Raw genomic sequence first — 21,428 nt, 5'->3', positions numbered from 1 at the left:
TCTTATCCTCCCATTGATGATAAAACTTGATGTTAAATAATAACATGAGACTATTTTAACATGACTATTAGCATATTTCTATAGTTATTTTGCGGTACTTTTGCCCTTGTTTTTATGTTGACAAACTTAAAAAACCCCCAATCCTGAGGAGACCTAATTAAATGAGACAGAGGAAAAAGCACCCCCAGAGTCGTATATAAAAATTAACGACTTTTAGGAGGTGCTTTTCTCATGGGGGAAAAGAAAAATGTTTATTCTGAAGAAGTGAAACGTAGAGTCATTGAAATGAAGTTGTCTAAAAAATATACAAATAAACAGATTATGAAAAAGTTTGGAATCCGTAGCGTAAGTCAAATTAAAAGATGGATGAAATGGTTTCGAGATGGAGAAGAACATCGGTTGTCACAACCCATCGGTAAACAATATTCCTTTGGAAAAGGGCCTGAAGAACTAAACGAAGTAGATCAGTTAAAAAGGCAAATCAGACATCTAGAAATCCAAAATGAAATCTTAAAAAAGTACCAGGAAATCGAAAGGAGTTGGTACCAGAGATAGTTATAGAACTAGTAGAGTCGTTAAAGGAAGTTTATACTGTATCGATGATTTGTGATTGTATCAGAGTTCCTAGGTCCACTTACTATCGTTGGGCTCAAAAGTCGTGGAGCCAACAGAACTAGAACAACTTATTATTGATATTTGTAAATCCCTACATTACAGAGTAGGACACCGAATGGTTAAAAAGTTACTTAAAGAGGAACACAACATTTCTGTGAACAGACTTACTGCACAAAGGATCATGCAAAAATATAAAATCCAATGTCGGGTAAAACCAAAGAGAAAATCGAACATCGCCGGTGAAAGTAAATGCGTCGTTCCTAATTTATTGGAACAAAATTTCAAGGCAGATAGACCAAATCAAAAGTGGGTTACTGATATTACTTACTTGCCTTTTGGGGAATCAATGATGTATTTATCAACCATTATGGATTTGTATAATAACGAAATTGTCGCTTATCGAGTGAGTCATAACCAAGAAGAAGAATTAGTGCTAGAAACACTGAAAGCAGCTTGTAATGGACGTGAAACAAAGGGATTAATTCTTCATAGTGATCAAGGGCTCAATACACATCCTACGCTTTTCAAGAATTAGCTGAAGAAAAAGGCATTATCACAAGCATGTCCCGGAAAGGTAATTGCTTTGATAATGCCGTCATTGAATCCTTCCACTCCACCATAAAGTCGGAAGAATTCTACACACATCAAAAGATGCGTCTTACAAATTCCATTGTACTAGAAAAAGTGGAATTGTACATGTATTATTACAACTATATACGACCATTTTCAAAATTAAACTGCCTTTCTCCTGTTCAATTCAGGGCAAAGGCAGCCTAGGTGCTTTTTCTTGTCTCATATTACTAGGTCAGTTCATCCTTGGGAGTTTTTTTATTTTATATCTTAAATTGTCTTACTAACCCATTCAGTTCTTCTGCAAGTTTTTCTAGTTCATTAGAATTAGAAGATACTTCTTCCATCGAGCTACTTGCTTGTTGAGCAGATGCTGATGTTTGCTCGACACCAGCCGCCGATTCTTCAGAAATCGATGCAATTTCCTCAACAGAAGAATTAATTTTTTCACTACTTGTTGTCATTTCTGATAAGTTAGATGTTACCGTTCGGATACTTGCCACCATATTCGTTACCGCATGATTAATCTGATCAAACGTCTCCCCTGTTTGCTTAATCTGCTTAGATCCAGCTTCTACCTCACTATAGCCTTCTTCTAATGATTGGGAAACATTCGTCGATTCACTCTGAATGTTCGTGACAATCCCTGTGATATCTGTAACAGATTCACCGACTTGTTCTGCTAACTTTCTTACTTCATCTGCTACGACTGCAAACCCTTTTCCATGTTCACCTGCTCGTGCTGATTCAATCGCAGCGTTTAATGCTAATAGATTGGTTTGTTCCGCGATATCTTTGATCACAGCCACCAGCTTTGATATTTCTTTTGTTTGACCATCTAATCCTTGCACCATGCCAACTGCATCTTTTACAATCGTATGGACGCGTTCCATTTGTGTTACAGAAGAAGACATCATTTCACTGCCATTTTCCGTCATGTCCAAAACATTTGTAGACGCTAATTCGATTTTACCACCATTTTCATTCGCTTCTAGTACCTTTTTGGAAAAGTCACTCATCTTAGCCGCAACATCTCCGGCATGGGTTGCTTGTGTTTCTGTTCCATTTGCCAATTCTCCCATTGTGGTAGCAATTTGCTCTGTTCCGGATTTCACCTCATTGGCTGAGTTATTTAATTGTTCACTTTGAGCACTTACTGTATTGGAAACATCTGTTACTCTCTTAATAATTGTACGTAAGCTGGCACTCATCGTATTCATTGCTTTTGCTAATTGACCTATTTCATCCTTACTTTGATAGTCAATATTTTCAACTAATAAATTACCATCTGCAATTTGGTTACTAAAATCTACTACCCTATTTAAATTTCTGGATAATTTGCGATTAATTACTGTAATCAGAACAACACTAATAATAAGCGAAACAGCAATCGAGCCTGCCAATACACTAATTGCGAATATTTGACTTGATTTAGCATTTTTAGCAGCTAATATTCGTTGTTCATTTACCATTGTCTTCAACTGATCTAACGCTTGTACCGCTTCTGCAGCTATTTGATTCGCCTCATTGGCTGTATTGGTTGCAATTTCTGTTTCATCTTGCCTCATGTATCCGATAACTTCATTAAATTTTCGATTCAGTTGATCATCCAGGTCACTCAATTGTTGAAATAAAGCCATTTCTGCTTGTGTATTCATACTAGGTTCCAATTGTTCCTGTAATTCTTCAAATTGTTCTTTTCGAGCATTGTATTCCTCATCTATTTCAGTAGATGCGTTGTCTATATATTGAAAAATAGTAATACTTTTAGCTCGAAGCAGGGATCCCATTTCGGTTACATTTACCGATCGTTCCCCTCTTCTTTCCATCGCTTCAATTTCGGATTCAACATTTTGCAAAAAGTACCAAACAATGGCTGTTGAGATTAAAAATAGTGCTAATACAATCGATAATATAATGCCATATTTGGTTCCGACTTTCACATTTCTAAAATTGGATAGTGTCATTTTTCTCATAAAAGACTTCACATGCATTCCCTCGTTTCTCAGCTTGTAATGTTTCATTATGATTTATAATAATATTATATGAGTCTATTTTATCACGAAAGCGTATACATTACTATTACTTTTAACCTATTAAAATAGAAAAGTCCTGTTATGCCTTGTTCTGGATCTGACTGCTCAATGATAATGAGGCGTTATTATTTTCTTGTATCCATGAACTTCGTTACAATATAGTTAATAGAATATGAAAAGAAAGAAGGTTGCTGAAGATGCGTCTTCAATCTATTTCGGAAAATGCTATTATGATGACATTACCTTATACTCCTGATTTATCTCCATATTTAATTGCTTTCAAGCAACATTTGGACAATCGATCGTTCATTTTTGAAACAGTAATTGGATACTGTACCATAACCGTATATTTCGATCCATTGCGAGTTACGCACCAAGAAATGATCAGAATAATAACTGCTGCCAGCGAACAAATACAAGCAAACCATCTAGATAGTACATTGCATCACATCCCGGTCTGTTATGACAATGCGTATGGAATGGATATCGAACATGTAATGAAAAAACGTCAACTTTCTTTACAAAAAGTCATTGATTTACATACCACGCCTACTTATAACGTTTCATTTTTAGGATTTTCACCGGGATTCCCTTTTTTAACGGGAATGGACCAGGAGCTTACTACACCGAGGAAAGACAATCCAAGATTGGAAATACCGAAAGGATCTGTTGGCATTGCTGGAGGCCAAACGGGGATTTACCCAAGCACTTCTCCAGGGGGATGGCAAATCATTGGGCGCACACCCATTCATTTATTACCATTAAACGATGACGGACCAACACTATTTGCACCAGGTGACCAGATTAAATTTTATCCAATCAACAAAATAGAATATGAACAGCTTCAGAAAGAGGAGCGTATAAAATATGGCAATTGAAATAATAGAAGAAGGATTACACACCACCATCCAAGATCAAGGACGTTTAGGTTTTCAGTCATATGGGTTTCCAGTCAGTGGTCCGATGGATGAGTTCGCTGCTAGAATGGCTAATATTCTCGTTGGTAATGATACGGTTGAAGCAGTAATAGAGATGAGCTTTATTGGTCCAACAATCAAATTCCATCAGAATGCAATTATCGCTATAACTGGTGGAAATATGTCCGCTAATTTAAATGAACAGCCAGTTCCGCTTGTCCAACCTATCCAAGTAAAAAAGGACGATATCTTACAGTTTCGTACTGTAAAAACTGGTGGATTTGGATATATGGCCATTAAAGGTGGAATTGATCTACCAGAAATTCTTGGAAGTCGCAGTACGATTGTGAGAGCGAATGTAGAGGGATTGTTAGGAAGAAAGCTTTCTGTTGGTGACACCATTGCCTTCGCTCATTCCTATTATACGGACAACCAGCTGAATTGGGGCATCACTCCCGCCCTTTTTGGCTATATTGAACAACCTGTAAAAGCAATACGATACATCGAAGGTGCCCAGTATGATTGGTTTGAGACTGATACATTTGAACAAACGGAATGGATCGCTTCCACCAGGTCAAATCGTATGGGATACCGTTTGGAGGGAACCCCGATTCAAAAAAGGAAAGAAGAACAGCTTTTAACCGAGGCAACATCATTTGGTTCAATTCAAGTACCACCGAATGGACAGCCAATTATTTTAATGGCAGATGGTCAACCAACAGGCGGCTATCCTAAAATCGGACAAATTGCACGAGTCGATTTGAGTAAAGTCAGCCAATTAAGACCTGGACAACCTTTTAGATTCCCAAAGATAACCGTCGATGAAGCGATTACCCTTTTAGCAAGCCGAGAGAGGTTAATACGAACTATTCAGCGCTTTGTTCAGGAGAAATGGGGAGGGGTTAAGCTATGGCAGGAATAATGTTGAATTGTGACTTAGGAGAAAGCTTTGGTACGTACCGAATAGGTAATGATGGGGCAATCATTCCATTAGTTGATGCGGTGAACATTGCTTGTGGCTTTCATGCCGGTGACCCACATACGATGAATAAAACTGTAAAGTTGGCCAAGAAATATCAGGTTAACATCGGAGCACACCCCGGATTCCAGGATTTACAAGGATTCGGCAGGAGAAATATCGATATACTGCCGGAACATGCCTATGATTTGGTTGTTTATCAGTTAGGCGCATTACAAGGATTTGTAACAATACATAATTTGCGCTTAGCTCACGTTAAACCGCATGGTGCTTTATATAATATGGCCTGCAAAAACCGTGTGCTTGCAGACGCTATTGCACAAGCGGTAAATGATGTCGATCCGAATTTGGTATTAGTTGGTCTTGCTCATAGTGAGTTAATTAATGCTGGGGAAGAAAAAGGATTACAAGTGGCTAATGAAGTATTCGCTGACAGAACCTATCAGCCAGACGGCAGCTTAACACCTAGAAGCGAACCTGATGCAGTCATTCACGACACGACCCAAGTTATTCAACAGGTAGAAGAAATGGTCACGTATGGTAAGGTTACTACTGTTAATGGGGAGAAAATCCCTATCAAAGCTGATACAATTTGCGTGCATGGAGATACAGAAGAAGCATTGAGCTTAGTTCAAGCCATTCGGAAAGTGATTGGTTGAGTAAAAATGTCCGCCCCTGCTCCGTTTAACTGATTCGCAATAGATAATAACTGGGACATAGCGAAAACTTCCTCCCACCTTGATTTTTGATCAGTGGTTTGAATACGCTCCGGCAGAATACTTCGCTTTCCGTGGGCACGGCTTCAGCCTCCTCAAAAAGCAAAATACGCTTTTCTGCGGGGTCTTCAGCTCGCGCTGTTCCCACAGGAGTCTTCGTATTCTGCCTGCGCTTGTAGTGATTTTCTCTGATTATTGGAAGAATAAAACTCATGGAATTATATTCTATGGATTTCGACTTACGTGACCAGAAAACTACTCTAAGTTGCGGAAAAATGCGACACTCCTGTAGGTCGACTAAAAGCGGTCACGTCCTGTACACTTGACCGTCCTGCTCTTCGAAAAGGAACAGTCTAAGACCCCCAGTGAGCGTTCTTTGCTCGCGAGGAGGCTGAAGCGTTCCCCCGACGGCATAGAAAACACTACGAAAGCGATTTTAGCTTGAGTAGATGTTGTACTTGTGCCTTGGGTAAAAGACAGTATTTTTCCGCTGTAACGAACTTTACACTCAACTCCAAAAGAGCACTACATGACGCTGTTTATCTATTTTGATCACAATTTTAATACAAAAAAATAGAAACTGTCCCGTTTATCAGCTAACTAATACGGATCTGGCATATACTGCGTAGTCGCGTATATGCCAGTTTTTGAACCGTAGTACGTCAGCTGACTTTATGGGACAGTCCCTTTTTTGACTTATTCTAATGAATAATCTTGTGAAATTGGCTGCATGGATGTATTATTGATCCCTTCCCCACGCCAAACCATGACTTTAACCAGATGATCAGTTACACCATCAGGTAGATCAAGGCTGATTTCTGTTGATTCTTCTTCGCCTGCTTTAATCGTGATTGGTTCTTCCTTCCAATCCACCATTTGTTTATCCTGATTATAGAGTGCAATAATCGCAGTTACCGTTTCATCTGTTTCCGACTTGTTTTCAATAGTTAGTTGGCTTGTTAGTGTTTCATTTGCTATTAATTGGTCATGACTAAACTGTTGACTCACATTAAAGCTTGTCGCTTCTTTCACTTCTACTGTTGCATTTACCTCTACAGCTGGACCGTTAACTAAACCATCTCCATTCGGAACACCAAAATCCGGTGTACCATCTTCTTTCCAATTCAATACTTTTACTCGAGTATGACGATTTGGATCATATAATGGATCCCCTTCAATTTCTTTATAAGAACGAGCATGGTAGACTAAAATATCCGTTTCCCCGTCTTCTGCTATGGTAAAGGTGCTGTGACCTGGACCATATTGACCGGTTACTTCATTACTTTCCATCACAGGCTCTGGAGATTTAGTCCAAGAAGCCGGATCCATAATATCACTGTCTTCATCTGCTGTTAAGAGCCCGATTTTATAATTACCATCTGTCGCACTTGCCGAATACGAAACGAAAATTTTCCCGTTACGCTTGATCACGTCAGCGCCTTCATTCACCCAAAAACCAATTCGTTCCCATGCATAATCCGGTGTAGATAAAAGCATTGGCTCTCCTTTTATCGTATAACCGTTTTCCATTTCCGCCATATATAAGTTAGAGGCATTGTTGACTTTCTGGGCCCATATATAATAATTCTTACCATTATGCTCAAAAATAGTTGCATCTAACGAGAAGCCTGTAAAAGAAAAATTATCTTCTGATGACTTTTGAATGATACCTTTTTCTTCCCATTTACCTTCCATCGGATTTGAACTAGTATTTTCTAGCGCATATGGTCGAATCCGCCATATATCATCAGAAGCACCTGCCGCATAATGGATATACCATTTGTTATCGACATAATGGATTTCTGGCGCCCATATATGTGCCGCTTGATCTCCGGATTCGTGTGCTTCCCAGACTACTTTCTCTTCAGCTGTTGCTAAACCTTCCAATGTTTTAGCCCTTCTCATAATAATACGATTATATTCCGGAACTGAAGCTGTAAAGTAATAATAGCCATCTGTATGCTTATAGATGTTAGGATCTGCTCGTTGTTCGATTAATGGGTTCGTATACGTATAAGTTGCTGCGTTTCCTTTTATGGTAAAGGAACCTGTTTCTGTATATTGATTTGGATCAATATCATTCCAATCAACCGCAATTTCATTTGACATGCCATTTGTATAATGGGCAGTACCGGTAGTTGGTAGATCAGGCTTCACACTAACTTCTGTCTCAACGTGCATCTCCTCAACATAATCCAGTTCCGCTACATGAATTACCGCTTTTGCTGGTATATCTGTCCCGTAGACCACACCATTCACTGTATATGGAGATTGAGCTTCGGATAATTCGTCACTATTAATATTCTCCCAATCTACTTTTTGCGTACCAGAGCTACCATCAAAATAGGTTACTTCTACCTTGTCCGGTAATGCTGCTGGGTGATGTGGAGGTGTAATCACACTGATTTCATCCACCAATTTAATATTATCTGCCAAAACGGTTATTTCAAATGACTTCGTTTGGCTGCTATCACCACGAGTAAATGTTGCTGTTAAAGTAACGACAGTGTCTTGTTCACCTTGTTCAGGTCTTACCACTTCACCTGAGGCGTTAATAATCTCTGAATGACTGGATTCCCATGTGATCTCGACACCATTTCCTATTGAATTAGGTAAGTCAATATCAGCAATTACTTCTGACGTGTCACCTAATTCAAACATGGCCATCGCTCTTTCAACAGCTTCTTGATCTGTTAATGATTCATTCAACACTTTTTGTAGCTCTTGTTCACTTAAACCATCATTATAAATTCGAAAATCCGCAACTTGGCCATCTAGCCCTTTTCCTTCGACTTGTTCATGTTCCATTGCATGAAACCCAATATACCGGCTTTCATTTACTTCGATATCACTTGCATCCATTTCGATATCTATCGTACCTTGGGAAACGCCATTGATATAATGTGTCAATTGTTGATCCTTGATAACAGTTGCTACATGCGTCCAGTTATTTTCTGCAATTGGTTCTGTTGCTAATTGATAAAAAGATTGACCTGGTCTGAATAATTCAAGCATACCTTCATCTGTACCTGCTTGTTTTAAAGCAAAGTTTATCGTATTACCTTGATCCCAATTTCCTAAGGCATATAAGGTTGCCCAATCTTTAGCTGTATCTACTTTGACCCAACTGCTGATTGTAATATTGTCAGCACTTTCAAAAAGACCTGTCGGCATCCGGACATGATCACGATCTCCATCTAAGTCAACTGCACCACCTTTATCTGAATCTATTAAGGTGGCATCATTAGCAAGTGTTGCATGTTGCTCATTGCCTGAAATATCGATTACTGTGTTATTTTGAGACTGATCGAAACTGTACCATGAAATAAAATCTGCTTCGACATCTGCTGTAACATATACCGTTGCTGTCACTGTTTCGGCAATTTCTGGGATCATCCCTTCTACGGTAAAATGGATACCTGTCTGTGCTAATTGTTCTGAAGTGATTTCTTCCCATTCAACTGCCAATTGCTCATCTGAATTATTTTCATATGTTACTGTTATTTGCTCAGGTAAATCAGGTTGTTCTCCTTGGTGTGTATAAACAACAACAGACTCTTTTTCCTCTATTGTTTTATCTGCAACTACAGTGACATTGGCAATTGCTTTTAATTCTGTTCCTGCTACGGTACCTTCTATCGTAATAACGCCTGGCGTTTGATAGTCATCCGGATTTATTTCATCCCACGTTACTAAAGCCGCATCTGACGTTCCATCCGGATAATGTACCGTCACATTGTCAGGTAATACTGGGATGGAACCAGCTTCCGTATTTACATTTACTTCATCAACAGCATGAATATCAAAATCAAAATCCGCTAAAGAACGGAGTTCCACTAAGGACAAAGCACGGTCGTACATACGAAAGTCGGAAACGAGGCCATCTAATCCTTTGCCTTCCTCTTGTTCATGTGGCATAGCATGGAACCCAATAAAGCGGTTTTCTTCTATGTTTATGTCCCCTGCATTCACACCAATTTCAACTGATCCTTGATGGATGCCGTTAATATAATGATGTAGTTCCTGATCTTGGATCATGGTTGCAACATGGACCCACTCCCCTTCAGTGATTGGACCTGTTTCAACTATAGGAAAAGGCCAAGGTCCAAACAATTCAAGTGCTCCCTCTTCAGAGTCAGCTTTTTTGGCTGCATAGTTAATGGCATAATCACTGTTTTCACTATCTAAAAAGTTACCTAAAGAATAAATCGTTGCCCAATCTTTATGATTTTCAATCTTCACCCACGTACTAATTGTTACATCTTTCAATCCGTCAAAAAGGTTTGGAGGTAATAATGCATAGTCCTGATCACCATCTAATGATAGTGCCCCACCCTTTTCATCTTCAATAAAGGTAGCATCATTGATTAGCTCACCATCATGATTATTCCCACTCTTATCTTCAATTACATTACCAGATGCATTCTCAAAATCATAATGTAATAACAATCCATCCTCCAATTGCAACTCTTCCGCTTTCACACTGGATAGATCTGTCACAGGAAATGGACTGATGACCAAAGTAATAATCATCAATAATAGAGTGATTTTTTTCAAACGTTCACTCATCTCGTTTCCTCCTTTCTTTTTCTGACAACGAGAGTGGCAATGAGACCTAATAAGATAAGGATTCCACCAATCAAGATCAAATTAAATAGATTCGTTGCCGTATTAGGTAAATCCTGATTCGCTTGCTTTTCACTATCATTTTTTTGTCCTTGATCAGTTGATGAATCGTGATCACTTCCCGAAGGATCATTGTTATCGCCATCGTTTTCTGTTGGGCTTTCCATCTGATCATTGTCTGTATCTGCTGAATCTTGAGTTTTTATTGTAAAAGTAGTTTCATAGGGCTCATTATCATTAGCACCAATCAAAACGTGATAATCACCAGTTAACTCACTCTTTAGCATAAATGCAATGCTGAATTCACCTGCATCATTGGAAGAAACTTGATCCAAATAATCCACTTCACCATTTGGACTTTCTACTTTTAGTGTCACGTTTTTACCTGCTGTCTCTCCAAGCGTACCTGTTATCTGAACGTTTTTTGTTTCTGAACTGGCAGAAACAATCACATCTTCTAATGATGAAGAGGTTGTTTCGATCTGTTTCACTTCTACATCAATTATCGCCTGGTGGTTTCCATCTAATGTGGAAATCGTAACCGTTGTAACACCTTCTTGTTTTCCTTTAATAGTTACATTCGTTTCACCTGTTTCGGCTTGATACGCGGAAGCTACATCTATGATCTCATCATTTTCCACGTATACTTCTACTTCCCTTCTTAATGCATCATCTGGCAATACTTTTGCGGAAACTGTTGTAGTGGAATCCTCTAAAATGACTACTTCATCTTCGGAAACGCTTACTCCTTTAGCATCTGCATTCATCATGCGGAACGTAGCATTTGCTTCATCTGCTATACTATCTTCCGCTACTAGTTGTAAAGTGTTATCACTTGCTATAGAAAGATAGAGTGAATCATGAAATGTTTGATATGAGTTCCAAGAATCATCTGCCAAACCTGGAACTTCCCTGAATGTTGCACGTTCTTCAAAGCTATTCGTTCCATCATGTTTTTCTAAGCTTAGAGAGGAATCATCTCTTACAAGATAAAACCCTGGATTGTTTTCAGATTGAAAAGATAAGGAACCTTCCCCATTACCAGCTAGCCCATCAACGATATGCCATTTAAAATCATAGGTATCTCCTTCAAGCGGATCGACTCTTAAACTGTTATTCAAATGCCGAATATAGCTTGATTTATCATACGACTCTATAGCAAAACTGTCATGCGTAATACCAGAAGCAGTAGGGATTACTTTTCTTATTTTTCCTTCAGGTGTAAAGTGTAATTTTTCAATCGCAACAGACCTTCTGTAATCTCCACCGGTTGGTAATGCTGCGTTATGGTAAACCATATATGTTTCCCCTTCAAATTCTAATACAGCCGGATGACTAGTCCCTGTAAAAGGTAATTCATCCATCAATTTACCACTGTATACCCAAGGACCTTCAGGACTATCGCTTGTCGCATATACCAATTCTTCAGGGAAATTCATCGCATAAAGTAAATAGTAGATGCCATCTTGTTTATGAAGCCATGGTGCTTCTGTAAAAGTACCAGGCATATTTTGAATGTCAAAACGATGGATATCACCATCCAATTCCATCATATTATCTTTTAATTTGGCATAATAGACATGCGTATTTCCCCAATAAAGATAGGCTTGACCATCATCATCAATGAATACAGTAGGATCAATATCATCCCAGGACCAAGAACCCATATTACTTGGGTTTTCGGTATCCGTACTCTTAACTAGTGGACCACCAATAGCATCTTCCCATCCTGTAACCGGATGATCAGATACTGCAACTCCAATAGCCATCCCTGGAGCTGAACCATCACCATTCTCAACAGTTGTGTACCAATAAAATTTGCCATCTTTCTCAATAGTTTGCGATGCCCAGGCCGTATCATTTACTGCCCAATCAAAAATGCCACGAGGCACCCTCCCCTCTAATTCCCAGTCTTTTAAATTCTCAGAGGAGTAAATACTCCACTCTTTAAGTACATAATCATTACCACTTGTTTCTGCTTCATCATGCCCGGTATAAAGATACACTTTTCCGTCATGTGTAATTGCTGCGGGGTCCGCTGAAAATTCATCCTTAATAATCGGATTATCTGCATGTACAGATGAAGTGGTAACAATGCTGATGAACGTCAACGCCAACAACAAACCTAAGATTTTTTTATACATATTTCTTCTCCTTTCTTTTATGTGTGTATTCAAAAACGAAACACCTCCAATTGTAAGAAAAGTGGAACGTGTGCGTCTTATTCACTGCTGCGTGTTCCACCTGCTAATGTGTTGGAAAAACTTCTCTAACTAGTTAGTTGGTATGTCTTTTATTTAATCGATAAGCCATAACAAAACCAAGTAAGATAAACAGCACACCTAACCAGATTTTATTAAACAGGGATGTTGCTGTATCCGGAAGATGATTCTCTTCACTTTCCTTCTCTGAAGGTGATTGATCCTCGTTATTTTGGTGATTGGAACCATCACCTATACCATCATTGTTTGTTCCTTCACCATCTTGACCTGTAGTACCTTCATTGTCTTGGTCATCTGGATCGCTAGGCTGTTCCGGTTCTGATTCTACAAACACTCCGTACGTTGAAAAGTGAGGTAGTGCTAAAGATATCGTTTGATTTGCTTCCGTTCTTTCTCCACCTTTTGATAGCCATTGTTGTTCAGCTTCATCGTAATAATAGATGTGTGGTTCTTTATCAGATAAATCATCGTCCAAACCTAACACAAGTTGGAATGGCTCCACATGCTCTGGAGTATCTTCTGGATAGCTTAATTCTACCGTCAGATTTTCTCCTGCTACATCTAAACCTTCATGAGACATTGCAGATAGATCAGCTTGTCTTACTACGATTCGACTATTTTCCGGTAGATCCGCTGGCATAGTAATAGATGCATTCATTCCCTGTATCGTATATGTTTCACCAGCTAATACATCGCTTTCCTGACCTAATATAAGTTCTGTACTTGGTGTAACAACTGGATTACTCACGATCACTTGAGTTGTTGCGGTGTGATTGCCTGACTTTGTAGTGACTGTGATAGTTGCTTCACCTTCCGCAACCGCTACAACCTGACCATTTTGATCAACGGTTGCGACCGCCTCGTTACTGCTGGACCATGTTACCTCCTTGTTTACAGCATGTTCCGGTAATACCGTTGCATCTAAACTAGCTGATGCATTGACTACTAACGTTATCGATTCTTTATTTAAGCTGACACTTTCTACTGTAGTCGGTTCCGTTACATCGACATGGACACCAGGAATATTAATTTGTAAACGTTGATATTCTTCTTCTGTTAATGAAAGAACATCCCCATGACGTGGTCGATCTGGCAGATTAATATCTTCCGATAATTTCCAATCCGCACTGGCTATATCTGTTGTTTCAAACAGGGTATAACCTCTGCCATTACCAAATTCGTCAATTAATAGATAGAATTTATCTTCTTCAGTATTAGACTTGAAGATTTCAGCACCTTCACCATGATCTAGCTCGTCCATTCCGATTCCTTCTTTGACAAGTTCAAAATCCCCAAAGAACGAATCGCCAACATCTTGAAATATATGCTCACGAATTTCTTGACCACTCAATTCCTTTTCCGTAAAATACGTACCTTTCGTAAAACGGTAAACTTTATCGTTATAATCAATGGCTACTGTATCTAAAATATCGTGTCCTAAATCTAATAATGTTTGAGGCTCCGTAAAATTGTAAAAATCTCTCGTTTTTGCATACATAATCCGGTTGTAACTGGAACCACCACCATAACGATCTGCTACACTGTCATAAACAAACGAAGACCAATAGACAATGTACTCACCAGTATCGTGATCATAATAAACTTCTGGTGCCCACGTCATCGCGGCTTCTGGTTGAGAGACTTCGACCATGCGTTGTTCAGACCAATTTACTAGATCGGTAGATTCCCAGATCATTAATGAATTACTGCCTTCTCTTACCGTTCTTGCCCAATCGCCACCTGTACCATAAACTTTTAGATCGGTCGCTAGTAGGTAGAATTTATCACCCTCTGGCGAACGAATAATGGAAGGATCACGCAATCCCTGTTCTCCTAGGGAACTAGTTAAGACTGGATCTCCATTGTTTATCGCATGCCACTCGGTTACGTCATTTCCATCACTATAAGCAAAACGAATCTGTTCACCATCCGGATAATTTTCTCCATGAAAGTAGGTCATTAAATAAGCTGCATTATCTTCAATTTTTTCCGGGTGTTCTTGCACTATGGCTTCCAATTGCTTTGTCGCTGTTTCTGATCCGATCGATAGGTTTGCCGTTAATGTAACGGTTATATTTCCTTCTCCATAGGCAGGGCGTGAAACGTCACCCACTGGTGAAATCACATCTGGATTGCTTGACTCCCAACTAACCTCTACATTATGTTCCGCTGTTGTTGGTAAATATAGATTTCCACGGACATCATCCATATGATGAACCGTTAAATTTTCAGTAGCTTCGTTAATCGCCAAATCATCTGCCATTCGTTTGATTACAATGAAGGTAAATTCTTTCGTTTTTGTTTCTTTACCATCAGAAATAATCGCCGTTAATGTTACAGTTTGGTTATCTGCTTCATTTGATGGCCGTTCTACTTTTCCATCTGGAGAAATAATTTCCGGATGACTCGTTTCCCAAGAAATAGCCATTCCGTAAGCGCCTTCTGTTGGTAAATTCAGATCTGTTTCAATATGATCAACATCTTCGTTATACTTTAAAATATCAGTAGCACCTAATTGTTCATACGCGATATCTATAAACAAACCATCAAGCCCACCGATATCCTCTATCGTTCGTTGTGTTTCACTGTATAATGTGTTGATTTGACCTTCTGGAAGTGCATCGTTATATATTTCAAAATCTGCTATCATACCACCAAAGTATGGATCAGGATCATAAAAAGATTTTGCAATATAACCACTGATTCCATTTTCATTACGGATATCTTCTAACGTATAACCATTGGTTGATCCACTTGCTACTAATTCTCCGTCTATATAGGTTTCTAGCGTTTCATCAGGACCATTGACAACGGTTGTCACAAGTTTCCATTCTGTATTCGCTAGTTTAGGAGATTGTGCAAATGATTCATTTTGCCAACTATTTGTCGCTATTCCAAGACGATCCATTGCTCCACCGACATAGGATGGTGTGTAATACATATAATGGGTATCACTTTGGCCAAGTCCATATACCCACTGAGCACCTCCTCCACCTTGCCAATTAACAAGCGTAGAAACTGTCACACTATCTAAACCGTCTAACACACCTTCTGGAATTTCAATATACGATTCGGTTGTTCCACCTTCAAAACTAACTACTGCTTCACCTGTATCAGAATTATCGTGAATCGATGCTAAATCGGGATTAATGAAAGCGCCGTCAAAATTACCAGTCTGATCAGGAACTAAACTATCTTCCATGTCATTAAAGGAATAATCTACAATTTTCTCTGCACTGTTTGCTTTTGTTGGTTTCTCTTGTTGGTTACCGATAAAAATACATGCAACCAATGCGATTGCCAATACAATTTTCTTCTTCATATCCACACCTCTTATAAAAATCGCAACTGGAATATACTTGTTATTCGCATATTCCAGTTTGCTCTTTTAGTATCTACTAGTTAGTTATGAAACACTTCGTTTACGTTTGAAGTATAATCCAACACCGATGAAAAGCAATATTACACCAAGTAATATCCAATTAAATAGCATGGTTGCGGTGTTTGGTAATTCTTTGTCTTGGTCTTCCTGCTGATCTGATTTCGGTGGTTGCTCCGCACCTTCATCGTCTTTTCCACTTTGCTGACCATCAGGACTTGGTGTATCCTTATCAGATGGCTGAGAAGGTCTTTCCTTATGATCTTCATCAGGTTTTTCTGATTGTTGCTCTGTCGTCTCAAGTACGCCGTAAATCGAGAAGTGAGAAACTTCTGCTGTTACTGTACCCGCTTCAACATGCATATCACTTTCTTGTTTTTCCCATTTCTGTTGTGATCGATTGTAATAATAAATAGATATTGTAGATTCTTGAGACATCTCATCTATTCCTAACGTTAACCCAAATGGATCGTTTGGTTCTTCTGTTCCTTCTGGATATACCATTTCAAAATCAAAGACATCTCCTGCTATTGTCACGTTTTGGTCACTTGTCAGTGCTTCCTCATCCACTTCTTTTATCATCAATAAAGATCCTTCAGGTAGATCATTTGGCATCTTAATACTTACTTTGGTGCCTTGAAGATAATAAGTTTCTCCAGCCTTTACTTCTGTTTGTTTTTCTATTTCCAACTTATTTGATGGTTCTTCTGCATCTTGTTCTGTTACCAGTACTCTCGCAACATCTGTATGAAGACCATCGACAGTGGATACAGTAATATATGCTTCTCCTGCGCTAACAGCCGTTACTTTTCCAGCTGAATCGACTTTCACCACTTCTTGATTGTTAGAAGCCCATAACAAGTCAACCGATTGATCTGGAGTTACTTCTACTGAAAGTTGTTTTGTCTCATTTACAGGTAGCGTAATATCTTTTTCAACTAATGAAATGGATGTTATCTTATCAGCCACTTCTTCCTGCTCTTGGGGTATTTGTTGTGATAATGCTTGATATTCCTTTGCAGTAATCGGCAAAACCGTACCGTGACGCGGACGGTCTGGTAAATCGTATTCTTCAGGAATAGTCCATTCACCTGAATCAAGGTCTGTTGTTTCAAAAGGCACATAGCCTCTTCCACCAAATTCGTCGATAAAAAGATACCATTTCTCTTCCGTGTTCGATTTAAAAATGGCAGGTCCTTCTCCTTGACTAATTTGTCCTTTACCTACTCCTTCTTTAATCATTTCAAAGTTTGGATCTAGCACAGAATCTCCAACCTCTTGGAAAATAAATTTCCCATTCGGAGAATTTTCTGGATGATTGCCTCGCTCATCTTTTGTAAAACGATAAATTTTTCCATCATGTTCGATCATGGTCGTATCAATAACCGAATAACCATAGTCCATATACACTTCTGGTTCTGTAAATGTATAGAAATCACGGGTTTTGGTATACATCATCCGCTGATAACTGTTGCCATTATTACGGTCATTCAGTTCTTCATATAACTTTGATGCCCAAAATATGATATACTCACCTGTCGTGTCATCATAGAAAATTTCAGGTGCCCATGTATTTCCTGCTTCTTGTGGCGCTATTTCAACCATCCGTTGTTCTGACCAATTGACAAGGTCATTTGATTCCCAAACCATAATCGAACGACTGCCTTGAGTTTGGGCACGGTTCCAATCGCCATTACCATAAATCTTTAGATCTGTTGCAATCATATAAAACGTATCGCCTTCAGGTGATCGAATAATGAATGGATCCCGTAATCCTTCTTCACCTAACTCAGAAGTGAATACAGGTTCCCCTTCATTTAATTGTTGCCACTTTAACGGATTATTTCCTTCACTTAAAGCAAAGTAGACTTGTTCTCCATTCTCATATCCTTCACCTGTAAAATAAGGGAATACATAGCCTTGATATTCTTGTTCTTCTGGTAATTCCTTCACTTTAGCTTTAAATGCTTTGCGTAATTTTTCGCCGTCTAACTCTAATGTTGCGATTAACATAACATCCGCGTCACCTTCACCATGTACAGGTCTCGTTACTTCACCAGTAGTTGTAATGACATCCGGAACAGAAGATTCCCAAGTGACATCAATAATCTCTGCTACTTTAGTCGGTAATCTCAGATTTCCTCTTACATCCTGAATATTGGGTACGACTAAAGACTGCATAGCTTCCTTTAACGTTTCCGAAACAGGTTCTTCAGGTACTTCGACTGTTACTTCATCCGCTAACTCTTCAATTTCTGTAGCAGACAGAGCGCGGTTATATATCTTAAATTCATCGAACCCACCTGCAAAATATGCTTGGTTGTTACGACTTGATTTTCCTAGATAATTCATGGTTGTCTCCATCAGCATTCGCGGTTCAACATTAAATGTATCACTTGAAGATACTTCTTCACCATTAACAAACAGGCTAGCTTGAAACCCATCAATAGTGACCGCAACATGTTGCCAATTGTTTAATCCTAACCGACTTGAAGCTAAGCGATACTTATAATCAGACGGTAAATCTGATGAAGCATTTGCAAACTTCTCTGTAAAAGGGGTTACTGTCGCAAATTCTAACTGTCCATCGTCACCTTGTGTACTTAAATACATACTATTACGGTTCGCTGTTCTTCCCGTATCAGATGCAAAATCAAAGATACGTTGGTCTGCTTCATTACGATCTACTTTTACCCAAGTCGATATCGTCATTTTTTCCAAATTTTCTTGTTGAATCAGGTTTTCTGGCATGTCGACATATCTAGATTCTCCATCCAATTGTATATACCCCAGGGAATCTCCAATGGATTGTTCTGTTTCAATGGATGCATTCCCTTGTATTGTTGCATCATAACCATTTCCACTGTTGTCAGTAATAACACCATCCTCTTCCTCATCAAAGGAGTAATGGACAACAGGATCTTCAGTTGGATCTGGACCTTCTGGAAGATAATGATCGGTTAAAGCTTGATACTCTTCACTTGTAATCGGAATAACCGTTCCATGACGTGGACCAGGTGGCAGTGCATAGTCAGATGGATCCAGTACATTATCCACTAGCTGGGGCCCATCTTCTAAATCAGTTGTCCAGCGCACGTGATATGGCCAGGAATCTAAGAAAAGGTACCATTTTTCTTCATCAATTGCTTTGAAAATAGTTTGTCCTTCGTTATTACCGCCATGTCCAATTAAACCTTGATTACCATCTTTTGTTCCTGCAATTTCTTCAAATTGGAAGCCGTTTTCCTCTATTCCATCTAAATCATCAAAAATATCTTGTGCCTTTTCATAGTAGACTTTGTAATTCGCTTCGGATTTTGTAAAACGGTAAAATGTTTCATCGTGTTCAATGAACGTTGTATCAATAGTTGGAAAGCTATCATCTATAAATACCTCGGGATCAGAAAACGTTTGAAAATCTCTTGTTGTAGCATAGTACATAACATTATACTGGCCATTTGGACGACCATTTGAGAAATCTCCATATGTCTCTTCGTTCGGTATGGATGAGGCCCAAAACACCACATATTCACCAGTCGGTTCATGATAAAATGCTTCTGGTGCCCAGGTGTTGCCTCCATTTTTTGGAGCAACCTCAACCATACGTTGTTCACTCCAATTGACAAGATCATCTGATTCCCATACCATAATCGAATGGCTTCCCGTAATTTGCGCTTGATCAAAATTCGTGCTTTCACCCATTTTTAAGTCTGTTGCAATCATGTAGAATTTATCACCCTCTGGTGCACGAATCACAAATGGATCACGTAAACCTTTCTCACCCATATTTGATTGGATCACAGATTGACCATTGTTTAAAGCACGCCAATGTAAAGGATCTTCGGCTACAGCAAAAGAAATTTCTTCTCCACCTTCATATTCTCCCGTAAAATAACTAAAGAAATAGGCATCATACTCTTTATCACCTGGGTCTTTTTTGACAGTAACCTGAAAATCCTTTGTTGTAATTGCATCATTATATTGAACAGTAGCTGTCAAGGTTACTTCCGTGTCTGCATCTGGACGATCTACCCACCCCAATTGATGGGATTGATCAGCTATATCATCTGATCCTTTAATAATGGAAGGATGTGAGGATTTCCAACTAATTTCAGATTCATTATCACCACTTGTCGTTAAATTTAGATTCCCTTTGACACTGTCAGGGTTATAGATCGAAATCGCTGTAGCATCAAGGTCTGCTCTTTCCTGATCTGAAAATTCTTTTACAACTGTCACCTCAAATGTTTTGGTGGTTGCTACTCCTTGGTAGGATAAGGTGGCGGTTAGTTTTACTACTGTATCCCCTTTCTCTAAGGGAGGTCGTTGAACGGTACCATCCTCGGCAACCACATCTGGATGACTCGAATCCCACGTGATTTCTACACCGTTATCACCGCTTGTCGGTAAGTTTAAATCATGTGACACCTGCTCCACATCATCTCCTTGATGTAACATCGATTCAATTGTTAATTGTTCCCTTTGATCCTCTAGCAAAAGTTGATTTAAAGGATCCTTTTTGGCTTGCAATTCTGATGATAGATCAGCCACTTCTACTGATGAAAGTGCATCACCGTGAATGCGGAAGTCAGCCACCATTCCTGTAAAGTAATCATCATTCTGAAAAATCGATCTACCGATGAATCCTGAAAACGAGGCTTTAGAATCAATAATATTGGCAAGTTGTAAACCATTAGTAGAACCCTGTGCTACTTCATCACCATTAATAAATAATGTCAACGTATCCTCAGCACCGTTAAAAACAGATGTCACAACATTCCACTTGTTAGCAGACATTGCTTCACTTGCGGTAATTAGTGCTTCATTCTGCCAACCAGCCTCAGAAATTCCTGAAGCAGCACTATTACTATTACCATGTTGTGGTGTTGTAAATAGATAACTGTTTCCGTTTGCAATGTCATCGTCCATTTTTCCGAAACCATATATCCAACGATTCACACCATCATTTGTCCAATTCACTAAAGCGGTTACGGTTACATTCTCTAAATCCGATAACACATCACTCCCATCACCTGCCTTAGGGATTTCAATGTAAGCATTGTTATCGCCTGCTGAACCACCATCTAATGCGACAAAGCCAACCTCTTCATTAGCCAGCAGACGGCCTTTGTCCTCATTTTGATAAACACCTTCAAATTCATTATCTGACAGATTTTTAAAAACCGTTTTGCCTTCTACCTCTTCTGTCTGTTTCATATCATAATGAACGATGAGATTGCTTTCTTGATTTGGTTCCCCCTCTTCTGCAATCACTGTGACTGTGATGGGAATACTTCCTACTATGACCTGAAATAATAATAACGAAATTATAAGGAGAGAAATGTTTCGATTATTTTTCATGTTTTCT

At 39.0% G+C, this 21,428-nt stretch carries 8 protein-coding genes and 1 pseudogene; 4 read left to right on the top strand and 5 right to left on the bottom strand.

Going from position 1 to position 21,428, the window contains the following annotated elements; all coding sequences use genetic code 11:
- Positions 1-231: 231 nt before the first annotated feature.
- Positions 232-1,392, top strand: a pseudogene (locus GI584_RS08340) (IS3 family transposase).
- Positions 1,393-1,448: 56 nt separating this feature from the next.
- Here the strand turns inward: GI584_RS08340 and GI584_RS08335 are convergent.
- Positions 1,449-3,179, bottom strand: a complete 1,731-nt coding sequence (locus tag GI584_RS08335; protein ID WP_228552369.1) for a methyl-accepting chemotaxis protein — start codon at positions 3,177-3,179, stop codon at positions 1,449-1,451.
- A gap of 239 nt (positions 3,180-3,418) precedes the next feature.
- On the opposite strand from GI584_RS08335, the gene pxpB reads away from it, so the two are divergent.
- Genes pxpB through GI584_RS08320 form a run of 3 tightly spaced genes read left to right on the top strand, consistent with a single transcriptional unit; the run spans position 3,419 to position 5,776 of the window.
- The gene (pxpB, locus tag GI584_RS08330; RefSeq protein WP_153790936.1) at positions 3,419-4,099 is read left to right on the top strand and encodes a 5-oxoprolinase subunit PxpB; all 681 of its coding nucleotides are present in this window, start codon (positions 3,419-3,421) and stop codon (positions 4,097-4,099) included.
- The gene (locus GI584_RS08325) at positions 4,089-5,060 is read left to right on the top strand and encodes a 5-oxoprolinase subunit C family protein (protein ID WP_153790935.1); all 972 of its coding nucleotides are present in this window, start codon (positions 4,089-4,091) and stop codon (positions 5,058-5,060) included. The genes pxpB and GI584_RS08325 overlap by 11 nt, the downstream gene beginning before the upstream one ends.
- Positions 5,048-5,776, top strand: a complete 729-nt coding sequence (locus GI584_RS08320; RefSeq protein WP_153790934.1) for a 5-oxoprolinase subunit PxpA — start codon at positions 5,048-5,050, stop codon at positions 5,774-5,776. Before GI584_RS08325 ends, GI584_RS08320 begins: the two co-directional genes overlap by 13 nt.
- A 753-nt stretch (positions 5,777-6,529) precedes the next feature.
- On the opposite strand, the gene GI584_RS08315 is transcribed toward GI584_RS08320, so the two are convergent.
- The 4 genes from GI584_RS08315 to GI584_RS08300 form a co-directional block, all read right to left on the bottom strand.
- Entirely contained in the window at positions 6,530-10,402 is a 3,873-nt protein-coding gene (locus GI584_RS08315) for a family 43 glycosylhydrolase (RefSeq protein ID WP_153790933.1), read from the bottom strand.
- Positions 10,399-12,603, bottom strand: coding sequence for a family 43 glycosylhydrolase (locus tag GI584_RS08310; RefSeq protein ID WP_153790932.1), 2,205 nt, complete (start codon positions 12,601-12,603; stop codon positions 10,399-10,401). The genes GI584_RS08315 and GI584_RS08310 overlap by 4 nt, the downstream gene beginning before the upstream one ends.
- A gap of 133 nt (positions 12,604-12,736) precedes the next feature.
- On the bottom strand, positions 12,737-16,003 hold the full coding sequence (locus tag GI584_RS08305; protein ID WP_153790931.1) for an immunoglobulin-like domain-containing protein: 3,267 nt from the start codon (positions 16,001-16,003) through the stop codon (positions 12,737-12,739).
- Positions 16,004-16,087: 84 nt separating this feature from the next.
- Entirely contained in the window at positions 16,088-21,421 is a 5,334-nt protein-coding gene (locus GI584_RS08300; protein WP_153790930.1) for an immunoglobulin-like domain-containing protein, read from the bottom strand.
- Positions 21,422-21,428: the final 7 nt, after the last annotated feature.

Origin of the sequence: Gracilibacillus salitolerans (assembly GCF_009650095.1) — a bacterium.
Taxonomy (GTDB): domain Bacteria; phylum Bacillota; class Bacilli; order Bacillales; family Amphibacillaceae; genus Gracilibacillus; species Gracilibacillus salitolerans.
Note: the sequence above shows the minus strand (reverse complement) of the source record. Positions and strands in the feature narration are given on the sequence as shown.

Bases quoted from the DNA above. Each gene is read 5' to 3' on its own strand.
- GI584_RS08335 (WP_228552369.1), bottom strand. From the start codon at position 3,179: ATGCATGTGAAGTCTTTTATGAGAAAAATGACACTATCCAATTTTAGA.
- pxpB (WP_153790936.1), top strand. From the start codon at position 3,419: ATGCGTCTTCAATCTATTTCGGAAAATGCTATTATGATGACATTACCT.
- GI584_RS08325 (WP_153790935.1), top strand. From the start codon at position 4,089: ATGGCAATTGAAATAATAGAAGAAGGATTACACACCACCATCCAAGAT.
- GI584_RS08320 (WP_153790934.1), top strand. From the start codon at position 5,048: ATGGCAGGAATAATGTTGAATTGTGACTTAGGAGAAAGCTTTGGTACG.
- GI584_RS08315 (WP_153790933.1), bottom strand. From the start codon at position 10,402: ATGAGTGAACGTTTGAAAAAAATCACTCTATTATTGATGATTATTACT.
- GI584_RS08310 (WP_153790932.1), bottom strand. From the start codon at position 12,603: ATGTATAAAAAAATCTTAGGTTTGTTGTTGGCGTTGACGTTCATCAGC.
- GI584_RS08305 (WP_153790931.1), bottom strand. From the start codon at position 16,003: ATGAAGAAGAAAATTGTATTGGCAATCGCATTGGTTGCATGTATTTTT.
- GI584_RS08300 (WP_153790930.1), bottom strand. From the start codon at position 21,421: ATGAAAAATAATCGAAACATTTCTCTCCTTATAATTTCGTTATTATTA.